This is a genomic window from Bacillus canaveralius, assembly GCF_002860125.1.
Taxonomy (GTDB): Bacteria; Bacillota; Bacilli; order Bacillales; family Cytobacillaceae; genus Bacillus_BJ; species Bacillus_BJ canaveralius.
Map to the genome: position 1 here is coordinate 72,367 of NZ_PGVA01000026.1, position 18,984 is coordinate 91,350.

16 protein-coding genes are annotated in these 18,984 nt (G+C 45.1%); 6 read left to right on the top strand and 10 right to left on the bottom strand.

The features are described from left to right. Positions 1–149: 149 nt before the first annotated feature. On the top strand, positions 150–1,202 hold the full coding sequence (gene selD, locus CU635_RS11710) for a selenide, water dikinase SelD (protein ID WP_101577556.1): 1,053 nt from the start codon (positions 150–152) through the stop codon (positions 1,200–1,202). Positions 1,203–1,291: 89 nt separating this feature from the next. Here the strand turns inward: selD and CU635_RS11715 are convergent, their stop codons facing one another. The 3 genes from CU635_RS11715 to pdxR form a co-directional block, all read right to left on the bottom strand. Further along, on the bottom strand, positions 1,292–2,239 hold the full coding sequence (locus tag CU635_RS11715) for an L-threonine 3-dehydrogenase (protein WP_101577557.1): 948 nt from the start codon (positions 2,237–2,239) through the stop codon (positions 1,292–1,294). 49 nt (positions 2,240–2,288) lie between these two features. Further along, positions 2,289–3,479 (bottom strand): glycine C-acetyltransferase, encoded by a 1,191-nt coding sequence (locus CU635_RS11720; protein ID WP_101577558.1) that lies wholly within the window; start codon positions 3,477–3,479, stop codon positions 2,289–2,291. Positions 3,480–3,842: 363 nt separating this feature from the next. Beyond that, on the bottom strand, positions 3,843–5,237 hold the full coding sequence (gene pdxR / locus CU635_RS11725) for a MocR-like pyridoxine biosynthesis transcription factor PdxR (RefSeq protein ID WP_101577559.1): 1,395 nt from the start codon (positions 5,235–5,237) through the stop codon (positions 3,843–3,845). 113 nt (positions 5,238–5,350) lie between these two features. On the opposite strand from pdxR, the gene CU635_RS11730 reads away from it, so the two are divergent. The 5 genes from CU635_RS11730 to CU635_RS11750 all read left to right on the top strand — a co-directional run bounded on the left by CU635_RS11730 (position 5,351) and on the right by CU635_RS11750 (position 10,953). Next, a complete protein-coding gene (locus CU635_RS11730) occupies positions 5,351–5,896 on the top strand; it encodes a pyridoxamine 5'-phosphate oxidase family protein (protein WP_101577560.1) in 546 nt (181 codons plus the stop codon). Between the two features lie 104 nt (positions 5,897–6,000). After that, positions 6,001–7,560, top strand: coding sequence for an ABC-F family ATP-binding cassette domain-containing protein (locus CU635_RS11735; protein WP_101577561.1), 1,560 nt, complete (start codon positions 6,001–6,003; stop codon positions 7,558–7,560). Between the two features lie 132 nt (positions 7,561–7,692). Next, complete coding sequence (locus tag CU635_RS11740) at positions 7,693–8,559, top strand: putative selenate ABC transporter substrate-binding protein (protein ID WP_101577562.1); 867 nt, start codon at positions 7,693–7,695, stop codon at positions 8,557–8,559. A 10-nt stretch (positions 8,560–8,569) separates the two neighbouring features. Further along, positions 8,570–9,322, top strand: coding sequence for a phosphonate ABC transporter ATP-binding protein (locus CU635_RS11745; RefSeq protein ID WP_101577563.1), 753 nt, complete (start codon positions 8,570–8,572; stop codon positions 9,320–9,322). Continuing rightward, complete coding sequence (locus CU635_RS11750) at positions 9,322–10,953, top strand: PhnE/PtxC family ABC transporter permease (RefSeq protein WP_101577564.1); 1,632 nt, start codon at positions 9,322–9,324, stop codon at positions 10,951–10,953. The genes CU635_RS11745 and CU635_RS11750 overlap by 1 nt, the downstream gene beginning before the upstream one ends. 306 nt (positions 10,954–11,259) lie before the next feature. On the opposite strand, the gene CU635_RS11760 is transcribed toward CU635_RS11750, so the two are convergent. The 7 genes from CU635_RS11760 to CU635_RS11790 all read right to left on the bottom strand — a co-directional run bounded on the left by CU635_RS11760 (position 11,260) and on the right by CU635_RS11790 (position 18,977). Next, positions 11,260–12,423: a homogentisate 1,2-dioxygenase gene (locus CU635_RS11760; protein WP_180956547.1), complete on the bottom strand. Its 1,164-nt coding sequence runs from the start codon at positions 12,421–12,423 to the stop codon at positions 11,260–11,262. Next, entirely contained in the window at positions 12,404–13,354 is a 951-nt protein-coding gene (locus CU635_RS11765; RefSeq protein WP_101577566.1) for a fumarylacetoacetate hydrolase family protein, read from the bottom strand. The genes CU635_RS11760 and CU635_RS11765 overlap by 20 nt, the downstream gene beginning before the upstream one ends. Positions 13,355–13,363: 9 nt before the next feature. Continuing rightward, entirely contained in the window at positions 13,364–13,978 is a 615-nt protein-coding gene (locus tag CU635_RS11770; protein ID WP_101577567.1) for a flavin reductase family protein, read from the bottom strand. Position 13,979: 1 nt separating this feature from the next. Next, positions 13,980–15,074, bottom strand: a complete 1,095-nt coding sequence (hisC, locus tag CU635_RS11775) for a histidinol-phosphate transaminase (RefSeq protein ID WP_101577568.1) — start codon at positions 15,072–15,074, stop codon at positions 13,980–13,982. Between the two features lie 49 nt (positions 15,075–15,123). Continuing rightward, positions 15,124–16,239 carry a 4-hydroxyphenylpyruvate dioxygenase gene (gene hppD, locus CU635_RS11780; RefSeq protein WP_101577569.1) on the bottom strand — a complete coding sequence of 372 codons (1,116 nt, stop codon included), beginning with the start codon at positions 16,237–16,239 and terminating at the stop codon, positions 15,124–15,126. Positions 16,240–16,353: 114 nt separating this feature from the next. Then, a complete protein-coding gene (gene lpdA, locus CU635_RS11785) occupies positions 16,354–17,793 on the bottom strand; it encodes a dihydrolipoyl dehydrogenase (RefSeq protein ID WP_101577570.1) in 1,440 nt (479 codons plus the stop codon). Then, a complete protein-coding gene (locus CU635_RS11790) occupies positions 17,793–18,977 on the bottom strand; it encodes a dihydrolipoamide acetyltransferase family protein (RefSeq protein WP_101577571.1) in 1,185 nt (394 codons plus the stop codon). Before CU635_RS11790 ends, lpdA begins: the two co-directional genes overlap by 1 nt. Between the last annotated feature and the right edge of the window lie 7 nt (positions 18,978–18,984).

Here is an 18,984-nt window from a genome sequence, read left to right on the forward strand (position 1 = left end):
TAAATCCTCCTCATGAAGTGTGGTATTCGCGAATGAATTCGCGTTATTAGTGACATTTTAGTACAAACGTTATTTTTCCGCAATTGATGAGTTTTATAATATGCGGTGATCACAATTAAAAGGTATACTGAATATTGGAGGTGGGACAGTTGAACGAGCATGAAAAAATTCGTCTTACATCATTATCAACAAAAGCTGGTTGAGGCTGTAAAATTGGTCCTGAGGACCTGGCGCAAGTTTTGCGTCTTTTACCACAGCAAGAACCAGTTCCAGAATTGCTTGTCGGGCATGAAACCTCTGATGATGCAGGAGTTTACCGCCTGACCGATTCAATTGCTTTAATTCAAACATTAGACTACTTTACACCGATCGTCGATGATCCGTATATGTTTGGTGCAATCGCTGCTGCTAATGCGTTAAGTGACGTATATGCAATGGGCGGTGAACCGAAAACGGTACTTAACATTGTCGGATATCCGGTGAAAAAGCTAGGGGCAGATATGCTTGCGGAAATCCTTAGAGGTGCCGGAGATAAAGTGAAGGAAGCCGGAGCCGTTACGGTCGGAGGCCACTCCATTGATGACCAGGAGCCTAAATTTGGACTTTCCGTTACCGGTATTGTCCATCCGGAGCAAATCTGGAAAAATGTCGGGGCGAGGCCTGGCGATGTTCTCGTGCTAACAAAACCAATCGGTGCCGGAATTTTAACTACAGGCATTAAAAGAGGAAAAGTTACCGCGGAACAAGAACGGAAGGTAACCGAAACAATGGCGATGCTTAACCGCACTGCCGCATCGCTGCTAAAACCGTTCCAGCCTCATGCTGTTACCGATGTAACCGGATTTGGCCTGCTCGGCCACGGCAGCGAAATGGCCGGGGGTAGCGGCGTCAGCTTCGAAATTACTCTATCTGATGTTCCTGTCCTTGACGGTACGTTTGAGCTCGCCGAACAAGGAGTCGTTCCCGGCGGTTCAAAGTCTAACCATGAATGGCTCAGTGACAATGCCGAATATGCGGATATTTCGTTGGAGGAACAGCTTGTCCTTTGTGATGCGATTACTTCTGGTGGCCTGCTTGTTTCGCTCGGAGCAGACGAAGCCAAAGCCTATGTTAAATCGCTGCAAGAAAATGGCCTCACTGATGCTGTGATCATTGGCCGCGTAATTGAAAAACAAGACAAGATGATCTACGTAAAAAGGTGAAATCGATTCTGATTTCACCTTTTTTACGGTGCACCCCTGCAGGGCGCGCCATTAAAACAACGCGTCCAAAATTGGGCGGGTTGGCTAAGCTATGATTGCTTTACAGCTAATTGCTGCAGCATATCCTCTGTCATTTTTGCCAGGTCAAATTCTGTTGTAAAGCCCCACTCTTCTGTAGCTGCTGTTGCATCGATTGAATTTGGCCAGCTGTCCGCAATCCTCTGGCGATCAGGATCAACCTGGTAATGAAGCTTAAACTCAGGGATTGCTTTGCGGATCTCTGCCGCAATCTCCTCCGGCTCAAAGCTCATCGCTGTCACATTAAAGGAATTGCGGTGTTTAAGACGGGCTGGATCAGCTTCCATCAATTCAATAATCGCGTTCAGTGCATCGGGCATATACATCATGTCCATATAAGTACCTTGGGCAATATAACAGGTGTAGCGTTTGTGCTTGACCGCTTCGTAATAAATTTCGACCGCATAATCCGTTGTGCCTCCACCCGGAGGGGTGACATACGAAATAAGGCCTGGAAAACGAAGCCCTCTAGTATCAACACCAAATTTATAAAAATAATAGTCAGCCAGTAATTCACCTGCTACTTTATTGACACCATACATCGTAGTTGGACGTTGCAGCGTGTCTTGCGGCGTATTATCTTTTGGAGTTGTCGGCCCAAAAGCGCCAATTGAACTAGGTGTAAAGAATTGACAATTTAAATCCCTGGCAATTTCAAGGGCATTCATTAAACCGCCCATATTCAAATTCCAGGCAAAGACCGGATTTGCTTCAGCAGTAGCTGACAACACCGCCGCCATGTGAATGATCGTATCTGCACGGTATTTTTTTGCTGTTGCAAGCAGTGCTTTTCCGTTTGTCACATCCAATATTTCAAAAGGGCCGCTTTCGGCTGCCTCGCAGTCTGTCTTGCGGATGTCAGTGGTGACAACATGATCTGCTCCGTATATACTTCGAAGCTTTACCGCCAATTCAGAACCGATTTGGCCTAAAGCTCCGGTAATTAAAATATTTTTCATATCGTGTCCCCCAACTCTATCTGGTCTCGTGTCGATTGCCGAATCAGCGCTAAATCATTCCCATTTCTTTACCGATCTTTTCATAGATTGACAGAGCTTGATCGAGCATTTCTTTTGTGTGGGCAGCTGATGGCATATTGCGGACTCTGCCTGTTCCTTTTGGAACCGTTGGGAAGACAATCGCTTTTGCGTACACTCCTTCATCATTCAATCTTTTGCTAAACAACTGGGTTTTCACTTCATCGCCAATGATGCATGGAGTAATCGGTGTTTCACTAGCGCCAATATCAAAACCAAGTTCTTTCAAGCCGGTTTTTAGATAATTGGCATTATCCCATAGGCGTTTATTTAATTCAGTGCTTTCCATTAATATTTCAATTGACCTGATTGACGCTGCCACATCCGCAGGTGTTAATGACGTTGAGAACAGGAATGGGCGGCTCCGGACCTTTAACCAATCGATTAACTCTTTTTTGCCTGCGACATAGCCGCCCACCACTCCAATCGCTTTTGAGAGCGTGCCAATTTGAAAATCAATTTTCTCGGAGAGGCCGAAATGCTTGACGGTCCCTGCCCCTTCACCAAGCACTCCTGAGCCATGTGCATCGTCAACATAGGTAATCAGATCAAATTCTGCGGCGATTTCAACAATTTCCGGAAGCTTTGCGATATCCCCGTCCATTGAAAAAACTCCGTCCGTAATCACCATCACTTTATTGTACTGGCCTGATTCGATTGCATCTTTCGCCCTTAAACGCAAGTCTTCCATATCGGAATGACGGTAGCGGATAATTTTTGCCCGTGATAAACGGCATCCGTCAATAATCGAGGCATGGTTTAGCTCATCTGACAAAATCGCATCATTTTTGTCCATAACCGCTGATATTGCTGCCATGTTACAATTGAAGCCGGATTGATAGGCAATCGCTGCTTCTGTATGCTTGAATTGCGCGAGCTTTTCTTCAAGTTCGACATGCAATTTCAGTGTTCCATTGATCGTTCGGACCGCCCCGGCCCCCACGCCAAATTGCTCGACTGCTTTAAATGCCGCATCCTTTAATCTTTGGTCCGTAGCAAGGCCGAGGTAATTGTTTGAAGAAAGGTTGACGAGTTCTTTACCAGCAATCTTAATCAATGGACCGTTCGGGCTTTCAAGCGGATCGATGATATTGTATAGTCCCTTTTCCTTTAAGTCCTCAAGATTTTTTCTTAAAAAATGATTTAATACACTGCTTGACATTTAAAATCCTCCCACCTGAGTTTTGTCAATTCAAAACAAACAACTGTCTTTTCCATACGTACATTAACATAGATTTAAAAGTTGATATAAAAGGCTTATCCACTATTAATTTAACATATTTACTAACATTGTACATTTAATAAGGACAGTTAGAAAGGGTTATTTTATTCTTTTTTCAAGCCAATTCAAAACTTCTATTGACAGCCATATGCAAGCTTCTTTTGATAAGGGCCAGAGGAAATTTCTTTTGTTTGAGAAAGGGTAAATAACTCGAGGGGTATATCTTCTGAGCGTGAATACGCGTTCTCTTTATGTACAGTAAAGGAGTTTATGAAATTCATTCAAATCAATGTCCTCATCGATTTAAAACCAGGCCTTGCCCAAACGCTCAATTCCTTCCCTGATTTCCATCTCTGTTAATCCGCCAAACCCAAGCATGACGAGGGACTTCGGACAATCGCCGCGATTAATCCAAAACTTTTCAGGCGAGTGAATTAGTACTTCTTGTTGCAGTCCCCGTTCCTTTAAATCCATAAAGTCACGATTATCGACATTTATCAGAAGATGTAAGCCCGCTTTTTGTCCGATCATTTCGATTCGATTACCCATGTATAAATTAATTGAGGCTGTCAGCATTCTGTGTTTCTGCTGGTATACTTTCCTCATTTTCCGGATATGCCGTTCAAAATCGCCTTGCTTCATAAAAAGCTCGAGGCCGTTTTGGATCAGCGGCGGAGAAGACTGGTTGTAATTGGCGAGCTTTGTTTTAAACAGGGATGAAAGTTGCTGCGGCAGAATGATATAGCTAAGCCTTGCCCCGGGCATAAATGCTTTTGAAAAAGTTCCTAAATAGATGACTTTATCATCATAATCCATTGCTTTTAATGGCGGGATCGGTTGGCTTGAATAACGGAATTCGCTGTCATAATCGTCTTCAATTATAAACCGCTCCCCTGATTCGGCCCACTGCAGCAGTTTTTTTCGCTTTTGAATCGATAACACCATTCCGAGCGGAAACTGATGGGCCGGTGTCACGTAAACAAGATTCGCGCCAGTATTTTCGAGTTCACCGATATTGATGCCATCTTCTTCGAGTGTCACAGGTGAAAGGCTGCAGCCAAGGTTTGCAAATACAGTTCTAACCCCATCATAGCCGGGATTTTCAAACGCAACTCTTTGTCCTGACAGGGACAAAAGCTGGCAAAGTGTACTGATTGCAGGCTGTGTACCCGCCGTAATCACGATTTGCCCCGGGCTGCATGAAATTCCCCGCGATTGGTTCAAATATTTCGCCAGTTCCTCTCTTAAAGCAAGGCTCCCCTGTCTCTCACCATATAAAAGAAGATCAGCTCTGCCCGTTGACAAGGCCTCATTAATCGACCTCTTCCACTTCTTTATCGGAAAGCTTTCAACTGCGATATCACCATACTCAAAGTTATATCGTACGGTTGCTTCATTCACGACTGAAAAATCGTCTTCGTGTTTAATACTCTGTGTGGCCAGCCCTATTTCTTCTTGCGGGGAAACCCAGATCCCGCTTTTCGCCCTGCTTTCCAAATACCCTTCAGCAACCAGCTGTTGGTAAGCCGTTTCAATCGTCGTTTTACTGACGCGTAAATGGATTGCCAATTGGCGAATCGGGGGCATTTTTACTCCCGCAACAAGACTGCCCGCTTCGATCTCCTTTTTTATATAAGAATAAAGCTGGAAATAAAGGGGCTGTTTTAAATTCTTGTTCAGAAAAACAATAAAGTCCATTTCTCTTCCCCCTAATCTGACCTTTTTATATTATTCAAATCTGACACTTTTAAAGGGGTCAATAACCTATTAAAATCATACTATCATAATAAAGCTTGAAGGGAAGCGAGAAAATGAATCATATGAGACAGCAAAAACTAGCGGTGCAAGACGAAGGAAAAAGCAATGAATTTTTATTGAAGAGCCGAATTGGCTACTTGGGATTAAGTGATGGCCAAACTCCATATGTCATTCCACTTAACTTTATCTGGCATGAACAAGCTATTTATTTTCATGGGGCTTCTGAGGGCAGGAAAATTACGATTATAAACAACAACCCGCTTGCCTGTTTCACCGTCTGTGAAGAATATGGAACAATGGTGGATCCTGTACCAGCCAAAACGGACACAGCTTATTTTAGTGTGGTTATACAGGGGAAATTGTCAAAGGTAACCGATCCAGCCGCAGCTACGGCCGTCATGCAGTGCATGCTTCAAAAATATGTCCCCAACTATTATGACCAGCCGCTTGCCGAGGCTCATGTTGTAAAATATCGTTCATCTTTAGGCAGCAAGACAGCGATTTATAAACTTGAACCGGACTTTGTGTCGGCAAAAGCAAATCCATTGAATGAAGATCTGCGGTTTTATCCAGGAAGAAGCGTCCAAAACGACAGCTAAACTGTATAATTTTTCAATCTGAGGCAAAGGTCTAGTGTTCTCACTGATTGTTTAGTATGATTGACATTGAATGATTTTTTTAAAAAGTGAGGCTAGACGAAGAAATGAGCTTATTGACTGTAGATAAATTGAGTCATACATTCGGAGACCGGACCTTGTTTAAGGATGTCTCCTTTCGATTATTGGCAGAGGATCATGTAGGTTTAGTGGGAGCGAACGGTGTTGGCAAATCCACTTTAATGAATATAATCACAGCGCAATTGATTCACGATTCAGGAAAGGTAGAATGGACTCCCGGCGTCCAATACGGATATTTGGACCAGCATACGATACTGACTCCGGGCCGCACGATCCGTGAAGTACTGCGTGATGCCTTTCTTCCGCTCTTTCAAAAAGAACAGGAATTAAACGAAGTCACCGCAAAAATGGCAGATGCTTCACCGGAAGAGCTGGAAATTCTGCTTGAAAAAATGGGTGAAATCCAGGATGAGCTTGATGCTGGCGGGTTTTATTCATTGGAAATAAAAATTGAAGAAGCGGCGCGCGGGCTTGGCCTCGATGCTATCGGAATCGACCGCGATGTTTCGGCACTGAGCGGTGGGCAGCGAACAAAGGTGTTGCTTGCAAAGCTATTGCTTGAGCAGCCGAAGGTCCTATTGCTTGATGAACCGACCAACTATTTGGATGTTGAGCATATCCGCTGGCTCACCGGTTATTTAAAGGAATACCCACACGCTTTCTTGTTAATCTCCCATGATACCGAGTTCATGAATCAAGTTTCCAACGTTATTTTTCATCTCGAATTCTCGAAACTAAGCCGATATACGGCGACCTATGAAAAATTTCTTGAGCTGGCTGAAATCAACAAAAACCAGCATCTCAATGCTTACGAAAAGCAGCAGGATTTCATTAAGAAACAAGAGGATTTTATCTCAAAAAATAAAGCGCGCTATTCGACAACAGGGCGCGCGAAAAGCCGCCAAAAACAACTTGACCGTCTCGAACGAATTGACCGCCCCGAAACGGCAGTTAAACCGACATTCGAATTTAAAGAAGCGCGCGGCAGCAGCAGATATGTATTTGAAGGGACCGATTTTGAAATTGGCTACAGCCATCCCCTGCTTCCCAAAATGTCGATGACAATTGAACGCGGTGATAAAATTGCGATTGTCGGCTGCAATGGTGTCGGCAAGTCGACGCTTTTAAAAACGATGCTCGGAAAAATTGAACCATTGAGCGGCAAAATTGAGCGGGGAGACTTTCTGTTTCCCTCTTATTTTGAGCAGGAAGTGAAAGCCGAAAACTTGACCCCAATCGATGATGTCTGGACTGAATTTCCTGGGTTGGACCAGCATCAGGTCCGGGCGGCTCTCGCCCGCTGCGGTTTGAAAAACGAGCATATTTCCCGCCCTCTAAATCAGCTGAGCGGTGGCGAACAGGCGAAAGTAAGGTTATGTAAGCTGCTCATGCACGAAAGCAATTGGCTATTGTTTGACGAGCCAACCAACCACCTGGATATTACGGCGAAAGCAGAATTAAAACGCGCTCTGCAAGCCTATAAAGGCACAGTTGTTTTAGTTTGCCATGAGCCCGATTTTTATGAGGATTGGGTGACAAAGGTTTGGGATGTCGAAGAATGGTCCCAGCAGGTCAGCAAAGCTTAGCTTACAACCAATCATTCCCCTCCTGTTTCACAAGGAGGGGTTCAATTTTGCTGTTAAAACAGAACCAATGTGAAAAAAGTTACAGTACAATCTTTTATAAAATAATTTTTCATTAATTTTGAGGTGAGTTGATTGAGAAAATGGATAGTGTTACTGTTATCGACTTTTTTATTGGCGGCTTGTTCAAGCAACGGCTCAGAGCAAACGACGGAGGACGTATTCAAGATTGGGGCAATTCCTGACCAGAGTGCCGCTGATTTGAATCGGAGCATGGAAGAAACGGCGAAATATTTACATGACGAAACAGGATTGAAAGTAGAATACGTCCCTTCGGTCGACTACGCCGCCCTCGTGACGGCATTTGAACGCGGAGAAATCCACCTTGCCTGGTTCGGCGGCCTTACTGGTGTCCAGGCCCGCAGCCTTGTTCCCGAATCTGAAGCAATTGCCCAACGCCCGATCGACGAGCAGTTTCACTCAGTGTTTATTGCCCAAAAAGGTTTGAATCTACAAAGCCTCGAAGACTTAAAGTCTTTAAGCTTTACATTTGGCAGTGAGAGTTCCACTTCAGGGCACTTAATGCCGCGCTATTATTTAATGGAAGCGGGAATCGACCCGAACACCGATTTCGACGGAGAACCGAACTTTTCCGGTTCGCATGACAAAACATACAAACTGGTCGAATCTGGGTCCTTCCAGGCTGGAGCTTTAAATGAAGCAGTGTGGACAAGTGCAGTTAAGGAAAACAAGGTTGATACGAGCAAAGTAGACGTTTTTTATACGACTCCCGCTTATTATGATTATAATTGGACGGTTAACGATGTAGACGATCAATTTGGTAAAGGTACGAAAGAAAAAATAACAAATGCTCTTCTTTCAATGGATGAAGAGCAGAAAGAGATTCTTGATCTGTTCTTTACCGATCGATTTATTAAAACAGAAAGCGCCAATTACAAGGCAATCGAAGAAGTTGCCAAAGAATTGGAGATCATCAAGTAGGTGAAGAAAAATGCAATCCGAGACAGTCATCAAGACGAATCAACTCTCCAAAAGCTATGATGGAAAAACGGTATTATCTGCCCTATCACTCTCTGTTACGCGCGGAGAGCTGGTCGCCGTCATCGGACCGAGCGGTGCAGGAAAAACAACCTTGCTCAATTTATTAGCTCTGATTGAGGATCCTGACGGCGGAACCCTTTTAATTGACGGACAAGCTCCAAGTAAAATCAAAGGCCGCAAACAAAGAGCCAAAAAAATCGGCGTCATTCGCCAGCAGTTTGACCTTGTTAACGAACTGGCGGTCATTCATAACACGCTCGCGGGCAAATTGGCCGAATGGGGCTTCTTTAAATCGCTGTTTTCACTCGTTTTTCCTCGAGAAAAAAACCTGGCTAAACAGGCATTAACAAGAGTCGGGCTGCTTGATAAAATGTTTACCCGGACCTCAAAGCTTTCCGGCGGGGAGCAGCAGCGTGTGGCTATGGCGAGGCTGCTCCTGCAAAAACCGGAGATCATCTTGGCGGATGAACCGGTTGCGTCGCTAGACCCGGCTCGCGCCGAAGATGTCCTTTCCATGCTGACAAGCCTTGTCCGGGAAGAACAGCAAACACTGGTGAGCAGTCTCCATTCAGTCGACTATGCCCGAAAATATTTCACCAGGATTATCGGAATCCGTAAAGGGCAGATTCTTTTTGATCGGCCGGCATCTGCAGTAACCGATGCTGAATTAAAGAGCCTTTATGAAATAAAGGAGCTGAGCTGATGCGAAAAATGATTGACAGCTTGCAATTTCATAAAAAGCTGCTGCTTACGCTTCTGCTCAGCTTTATTTTTATTTTGAGCCTGACTGGAGTCAATTGGAATGAAGAGCTCGTTCATCATGGCGGGGCCGCAACATTGGCCCAGCTTTTTGAATCCCTGCTTCAGCCTGACCTATCACCTCAGATATTATTATTGGGGATTTCTTCAACCGGAATAACGCTTGCATATGCAGTAGCGGGGATGACGCTTGCGATTCTTCTCGCTTTTTTGTTTGGAATTTTCGCGTCAGGAGTTCTATCGGACGGCAAAAAGCTGGCTTTCCTTTCAAATGGCTTTTTCAGAGGCATTCTTGGTTTTATGAGGGCGATTCATGAACTGATTTGGGCATGGTTATTTGTTGCGGCCTTTGGCTTGACCCCGTTCAGTGCGATTTTTGCCCTGGCGATTCCTTATGGCGGGATCCTTGGCAAAATCTTTGCTGATATGTTGAATGACGTGCCGCAAAAACCAATCGAAGCACTGAAAGCTGCAGGTGCCTCCAAGCTCCAATGCCTGCTTTATGGTTACTTCCCTGCCGTGCGCTCAAACATGATCAGCTATACGATGTACCGGTTCGAATGTGCGATCCGGTCATCAGCGATTATGAGCTTTGTCGGCCTTGGCGGATTAGGATACCAACTCCAATTATCTCTAGACGATCTAAACTATTCCGAAGTTTGGACGTTTATGTTTTTCCTAATCGCGATTGTTGTGCTAGTTGATCTTTGGAGCAACCAGATCAGGAACAGCTTCTTGGATGATAAAGCACGACCTTATCAAGGGAAGATTTCGCTGCTTTTTGCCGCTCTACTCATGATAGGCTCATGGTTATTTATCACAGTTGTCGAAAAGGCTAGTTTAATTGGGCTTTTCACTGAAAAGAATCTAAACCATGCGGTACAGTTTGTAAGAGGATTGATGGGAATCGGTGAAGAACTTCCTGCCTTTGCAAGCTGGGAAAGCTGGAGCGATGCATTGGCGTTAACCTTTGACACGTTCATGATGAGCATCATGGCGATTGGCTTTGCGACCATCGCCATGTTTTTGACCGTGATCCCGGCTGCAAGCAAAATCGCGAATGGATCACTCACGATGAATAAAGGCTGGTATGGAAGGGTATTCTTTGTGATTGTCCGCAGCATCTATATTTTTAGCAGAGCGGTACCGGAACTTGTTTGGGCAATGATCATTATTTTTATATTTAAACCCGGTATCCTTCCTGGAGCGATCGCGCTTGCTCTCCATAACTTTGGCATTCTTGGCAAATTATGTGCCGAGGTCATTGAGGACATTGACACTGGGCCAATCCGCAATCTCAGCTTAAGCGGAGCGAGCCGCAGCCAGCTTTTCATCTACGGAATCATACCAGCTGTGATGCCGAAATTTCTTACCTTTATCCTCTATCGCTGGGAAGTGATTATGCGGACCACCATCATCGTCGGCTTTGTCGGTGCAGGCGGCCTTGGCCAGCAATTTAAAATGAGCATGAGTTATTTCCATTACTCGGACATTACTTTGATCATTTTTTGTTACCTAATATTAGTTTTTATCGCAGATTCCGTTTCAGAGCTAATGCGGAAAGCAGCAAAATAAGCTAATGTAGCATTTGAAGATGGATGTTGGTCACGTATCTGTGTAAACTTTGCTTCGAACGGCCATCTTATCCGCGAAAAATTTCATATATCCGCGATTTTTCCAATATATCCGCGAAAATGGTTGATATATCCGCGAAAATCTTGATATATCCGCAAAAATGATATATCCGCGAAAATCTTGATATATCCGCGGAAAATTTCATATATCCGCGAAAAGCAAAATCCCGGACCGCGCTCCGGGATTTTGCTTTTTTAATATGCTTCGATACATACACATACCTATTCTAAAGATTGCTATCGATGTTTATTCCTGAATCCACGAAAACATATAATTTTCATCTTCAATCGCGGTCGCCTTTTTTACAACCTTCAATGGCTTAAACGTATCAATCATCACGGCGAGTTCAAGCGTCTCCTTTTTGCCGATGCTTGCTTCCGTTTTTCCTGGATGGGGTCCGTGCGGTATTCCGCTTGGATGTAGGGTAATCGATCCTTCCTTGATCCCTTTTCTGCTCATGAAATTGCCGGCGACGTAATAAAGAAGCTCATCGCTATTTACATTGCTGTGATAATAAGGAGCCGGTATCGCTTCAGGATGGTAATCGTAAAGCCGCGGGACAAATGAGCAGACGACAAAATTATCACCTTCAAATGTTTGGTGAACGGGCGGCGGCTGATGGATCCGGCCGGTTATCGGCTCAAAATCGCTGATGTTAAAAGCCCACGGGTATAAGTATCCGTCCCAGCCGACTACATCAAGCGGATGATGGTAGAGCAGATGGGCATGAAGATAGCCGCGCGATTTTGTCATAACTTGATACTCGCCACGGTCATCATGCGTTTCGAGCACTTCCGGACCGCGGATATCCCGCTCGCAAAACGGACTGTGTTCAAGCAGTTGTCCATATTCATTGCGGTACCGTCGCGGCGTCGTAATTTCGCTGAATGACTCGACCAATAAAATTTTTGTTTCCTGGCCTGCGTCCGGAACCAGCCGGTATATCGTTCCAATCGGAATCACGACATAATCCCCCGGGCGATAAGTAATCGTTCCAAACATCGTCTCCAATTTACCGGAACCATAATGAATATAAAGCATTTCATCGCCATCACCATTTCGATAAAAGCTTTCCATCGGCTTTGAGACGTTGATGGCGCCAATCAACAAATCGTCGTTTCCCAATAAATAGTGTCGACCCGTTAATGCGTCACTGCTTTCTTCCAATTTATCTGTATAAAAATGACGATGGCTTAAAGGATGATCCTCTTCGTATTCAGGCAAATACTTGCCGGCCAGCTCTGACTTTGCCACTTCGGTTGGCATGTAGTGGTGATACAGAGTCGATTGGGTTCCGGAAAACCCTTTTGTGCCCATCACCTGCTCCCTGAAGAGCGAGCCATCTTCTTTTTTAAAAATGGTGTGCCGCTTTGCCGGAATTGTACCCATTTTACGGTAATACATTGTCATCCATCTCCCCCTGATCCGCAATTATATTTCTTAATACGCCGAGCCCCGTTATTTCGAGGGCTACCTCATCTCCGGGCTCAAGCCAGCGGTGGACCTCTTGGCCGAGCTCAAGCAGGCAGCCGCTTCCAACCGTCCCGGAACCAATCACCTCTCCTGCATACAGTGCCACACTGTCAGATGCCCTATGAATCAGTTCGGGAAAAGAAAAATAAAGTTCCTTCATATTCCCTTTTGACAATTCCCTGCCGTTGACGGTCGCTTTCATCTTGAGGTTATAGTTTTTTGCCAGTCTATATGGTTCCAATTCATCCCTGGTCACGATATAAGGCCCAAGTGAGGTCGCGAAATCCTTTCCTTTCGCAGGTCCAAGTCCAACTTTCATTTCCTGGCGCTGCAGATCCCGGGCGCTCCAATCGTTCATGATGCAGTAGCCAAAAATATGTTCCTCTGCTTCCTCAGGCTTAATATTTTTTCCGCCTGTCCCAATCACACAGGCGATTTCAAGCTCATAATCGAGCCATTGGCATTTCGCAGGCTTATGGACCGGCTCATCCGGGCCGATAACGGCAAGATGGTTGGAAAAGTAAAACACGGGAATCTCGTACCACTCAGGAATCATCTCAAGACCGCGGTTGTGCCTTGCATTTTTTACATGGTCTTCAAAAGCATAGAAATCGCGAACGCTGCGTGGATTCGGCAGAGGCGCTTTTAGTGCAACTTCGCCGAGTGGGTATGTTCCCCAATCGGTTTTTGTGAAGCTTGGAAGGGAACGTACATGGTCCATGAAAAGGGAATGGTCCTGAATGAAATCCAGCATATTATTTGGAAGCACACCATTGGAAACCTCATGCATATCGACAACCAGATCTTCTCCCTGCAGCCACCCTGCCCCGACTGCACCATCTTTCTTTTTAAAGGTCACAAATTTCATTCATGTCACCTACTCCCTTTTCCGGATCAGTTCAAACGTCTCTGCAAGTGGCTTCGTATAAATATTGCCGGCCATTCGACCGATTGGGTTTAGCTTATCTGTGCGAATCCGCCCTTTTTCATAAAGTTCGTCAGCTACGCCGACGTGGATCACTTCTCCAATGACAAGGCTGCCGGCTCCTGGCAGCTCTCCAAAATGAAGCAATTGATGGAGCCGGCATTCCATATGAACTTTACTTTCTTTGACGCGGGGCGGCCTGACTGAAAAGCTCGCTTCCTTTGTCAGTTTGGCTGCAATGAATTCGTCGACTTCGGAAGAGAATTCTGTCGCGCAATCATTCATTTGCACGGCCATTTCTTCACTGACAATATTGATCACGAACTGCTTCGTTTCTTCAATATTTACGAGTGTATCCTTTTTCTCTCCATCCGTGCCACGCCTCATCGGCGAAAAGCATATCAGCATCGGCTCGGCACTGATTGCGGTGAAAAAACTGAACGGCGCCAAATTGGCGATTCCTTCTTCACTTACCGTTGAGACAAAAGCAATTGGCCGCGGCAAGATTGAACCGATCAGCAGCTTATACGCTTCCTTCCAGTCGAGATTTCCGGGCATTAACTCCATGTCAGCCCGCCCCCAGTCCTGATATGATACTCAAAACATGTTGATTATCTTCCCGGGTTCCAATCGTCATTCTGAAAGCCTCAACGTTCCCCCCAACGTGAACAGGCCGGACGCTGATGCCATTTTCCAGTAGCGTCATGGCGACATTTGCGCCGCGTACGCTTCTATAAAAAAACAAGAAATTTGTCTCTGACGGGTAGGTTAAAAATCCTGACTTTTCAAGCTCAGTGCGAACAAAGTCGCGCTCGATCCGATTTTTTTCTTTGCTGTCGCTGATAAAAGCTTGATCTTCCAAAGCAGCACAAGCAGCTATCTGGGCAAGCCCATTCACATTAAAAACATCCTTGACCTTTTTCAGCTGAGCTGCGGTCCCGGAATCCATCAAGCCGTAGCCGACCCTGAGTGCAGCAAGCCCGTAAATTTTTGAAAATGTCCTTAAAATAACTAAATTCGGAAAAACATCGAGAAGCGGAACAGTCTCTAAAAATTCCTGTTCTGAAACATATTCATAATACGCTTCATCCAAGACAATCAGTATATGTGCCGGGATGTTTTCGATAAAATCAAGCAATTCATCTTTTTTTACAATCGTGCCGGTTGGGTTGTTTGGATTGCATATGAATACCATCTTGGTACGTTCCGTGCAAGCCTTTATCATCGCTTGTAAATCATGGACACCATCCAACAGGGGAACTTGAACGGGTCTGCCCCCTTCGATCGCTACATTTGTAAAATACCTCGGGAACGTCAGATCAGCCATGACGGCTTCATCACCATTATTTATGTAAGCTCTTGTTAACAGGCGAATCATCTCTTCAGATCCATTTCCAACCACGATATTGTTTGTGGAAATGCTGTAGAGGCTTGCAAGTTTGCCAGTCAGTGTAGCCACCATGCCGTCTGGATAATAATTGAGCGTCTGCAAGCCAGTCGTTATCGCGGCAGGCACAGCGGCTGAGCAGCCGTATACGTTTTCATTATCCGCCATTTTTCTTAATCTGCTTAGCCGATACTGTTCAATCACTTCTTTTTCCGATTTACCAAGCATATAAGGGGCAATGCTTTCAATTTGCGGGCGGATTTTTACTTTGTTCATAAGTGCACCTCTTTAAAAAAAGGGGGATTTCTTTCCCCCGCTATTATTTTTATAAATTTCCGCGTTTTGCCTGCTCGCGTTCAATCGATTCAAACAATGCCTTAAAGTTGCCTTCGCCAAAACCGCGGGCTCCTTTTCGCTGGATAATTTCGATAAATAATGTCGGTCTGTCGACGATCGGTTTTGTAAAGATCTGCAGCAAGTAGCCTTCATCATCGCGATCGACGAGAATGTTAAACTCTCTGAGCTTATCAATCTCCTCATCTATTTTTCCGACTCGTTCTGTCAACATCTCATAATAGGAGTCTGGGGTTGACAGGAATTCCACACCATTGTTGCGGAGAACGCGGACGGTCTCGACGATGTCCTCTGTTAAAATCGCCAGGTGCTGGACGCCCGGCCCATTATAAAACTCGAGGTACTCTTGAATTTGCGATTTTCTTTTTCCTTCTGCCGGCTCATTAATCGGAAACTTAATGCGGCCGCCGTTGTGCATCACTTTTGACATAAGTGCCGAGTATTCCGTACTGATGTCCTTATCGGTAAAATGCGTCATTTCCTTAAAGCCCATCACATTGGCATAATAGCTAACCCACTCTTCCATTCGCTCGACATTTCCGACAACATGGTCAATCCCGATGAAACCCGCATCCTCAAACGGAGTTTTCGTTTCATATCGCTCATAGCCGGGCATAAACACACCGTGATAGTCATTACGTTCAACAAGCGTGTGAATTGTATCGCCATATGTACCGATCACGGCTTTTTTAACAATCCCGTCTTCATCTTTAAGTTCATATGGAGGAGTGATTTCGATCGCCCCGCGTGAGACCGCCTCGCTGTAGGCCTTTTCAACATTATCGACCGTAAGCGCAATATCCTTTACACCATCGCCATGCTTTTTTACAAAGGAGGCAATCCGGCTGTTTTCTGTCAATGCACCTGTGATAACAAGCCTGATTTTTCGCTGCTGAAGCACATATGATACCGTTTCGCGGTTTCCAGTCTCAAGTCCTGAATAAGCAACAGGCTTAAAGCCGAATGCTGTACAGAAGTAATGGCTGGCCTGCTTGGCATTGCCTGAATAGATCTCAAGATAGTCAACCTCTTTTACCGGGAAAAAGTCTTCGATCACTGCTTGCGATTTCAATGTATTTTCTTGCATATCAAAACCTCCTGTTAAAAGTTATTAATATTCAGAATTAATAGTAAAGTATTCTCTATCTTTTTTTCAAGAGCGTCATGTAAAGCTATAATGCTTCTATGCAGTAAAGATCAACTAGCTTTTCACCTTGTCTTTCCGCTGTGGAGGTGCTAAATGAATTGCATTCCCTTTTATGGCTTCAACTGCCTCCAACAGGGCTTCATTGACGCTCGGATGCGGATAGTGCGGGAATATCAAGTCTTCATCCCTTGCCGCCATCTCCATGGCAATCGTTCCTGCTGAAATCAACTCAACTGCTCCAAAACCAAATATATGAACGCCTAGTAGAATATCGTTTTTTTTATCAAAAATTACTTTTACAAAGCCGGCGCGCTGATCGTGAATCACCGCATACCCATTTGCTGCGAGCGGAAATTGACTTGTTACAATCTCATACCCTTCTGTTATCGCATCCGCTTCAGTCAAACCGGCAGCCGCGATCGGCGGAATCGTATGAACAATCATCGGCAGCAGGTTTAAATCAATCTCTGCAGCTTGGCCGGCAATCGTTTCCGCCGCCGTTTTTCCTTGCTTAATCGCTTTGACCGCAAGTGCCGGCCCTGCGGTAACATCACCAATCGCAAAAACATTGCTTTTCGACGTTCGGCATTGTTCATCAATATTCACATAGCCGTCCCCCTCCATCTCCACTCCTATTCTATCAAGCCCCAGTTCTTCAAGATTAGGCTTTGACGCTAAAGAAATGCACAAATGCGATCCTTGCAAATCCAAAGTTTCCTTTTCTGTTTGCAAAATGATTTTCACTTTCGCATTTTCAACAGTCACGTTTTGCAGAGCGACATCTTTGATCACTTTTATGCCGTTCTTTTTCAAAATCCGTTTTAATTCGCGATTAATTGACGCATCAAAAGAAAAATCATGTTTACGCTCTTCGAGAATAATTGTGACATCAGCGCCAAATTGTTTAAAGCTGACTGCGGTTTCAAGCGCGATATAATCGCTGCCGTAAACCAGCAGTTTTTCAGGGACGATTTGGATTGACGTGATGCTTCTTCCCGTAAAAATCCGTTCCCCGTCATATGGAATCACTTCAGGAATGACTGGAGTGCTGCCTGTTGCAATGATCGCGTTTCTATATTGAAAAACCTCATAATGGTCGCCATTTTCGACGGCGATTCTGTCTCCTGGCAAAAAATAAGCGGAGCCGTGTACAATCTCAATTTTGTTGTCTTTACAGAGCGCCGCAACCCCGGCATGAAGCTGGTTGACTACTTTATTTTTATGATTGGTAAGCTCGGCCAAATCGAATTCAGTCTCTCCGGTACGGATTCCAAACAAGGCCGAATTGCCAATCATATGCAGTTGTGCGGCTGCCGCAGCCAGCACCTTTGACGGGATACAGCCACTGTGGAGACAGACACCGCCAAGCTTTTCCTTTTCAATGATCACAACAGACCTGCCGAGCTGCGCTGCCCGAATCGCCGCATTATATCCGCCCGGTCCGCCGCCGATGACGATCACATCACATTCTTGAACAAGTTCGCCAACTACCATTAGACCATCTCCAACACAAGCATTTTCGGATTTTCGATCAGCTCGGCTAATCGATTTGTAAAGCGGACGGCTGTTGCACCATCTGCGACACGATGGTCAAATGACATCGAAATATTCATGATCGATCGAATCGCAATTTCATCGTCACCGATGACAACCGGCATTTTCTTCGTTTTATGAAAAGAAACTAACGCTACTTCGGGGTGCTGAATGATCGGGGTCGCACCCAAGCTGCCGCCAAGAGGCCCGACATTGCTGACGGTAAAACTTCCGCCCGTTATTTCGCTTATCTTCAGTTCATTTTTAAGTGCCTTCTCTGTTAGTTCTTTTACCTCGTCATGAATCGTGCGAATCGTTTTGTTTTTGACATCGCGGATCACTGGGACAATCAAGCCATCTTCTGCATCAATCGCCAAGCCGATATGATGATCCGTTTTGATGTCGATCATTTCTGTCTCTTCATTTAAAACGGCGTTAAAGATCGGAAAATCCTTTAATGCCAGCGATAAAGCTTTGATAAAAAATGACGTCGCCGAAATATATTGCCTGGTGGTTTTTAATTCCTCGCGAAATTTGATCAGTTCAGTTACATCGATTTCTTCAAAATGGGTGCAATGCGGAATGGTATAGATAGATTGGACCATTTTTTTGGCAATTTGTTTTCGTCTGCCGCGGAATGGAATCGATTTTGCAGGTATGGCTTGCGGCCTGTCTGAGGTGTGGCTATCAAATGTAAGATTCGCTTCTTCTTTGTGCGGATGTGCTTTTAGCTTTGCATGCCGGATTACATCCTCATCGGTTATTCTTCCGCCCGGCCCCGAACCGGTAACATCCTCAATCGATACTCCTTGTTCACGCGCGATTTTCCTCGTATAAGGGGCGGCCAAAATTCGTTTCGAAAGCTTGGGCGCAGCAGCAACTGGTTGCTGCTTTTTCGCGTCTGGAAGTGCTGCAGTTTCTAAAATAAACAAGGTGGAGCCGACTTTGACCGTCTGACCTTGTTGTACGAGCAATTCCTTGACAACCCCCGCGCTTGGAGCCGGGATTTCAGCGGTCATTTTATCGGTTTGCACCTCTGCCAGTGCCTCGTCTTCTTTGACCGTATCGCCCGGCTTCACGAACAGGAAGTTGATTTCCGCTTCTGTCATCCCTTCGCCGATATCATGCAGCTTTACTTCGACCATCGTTTCC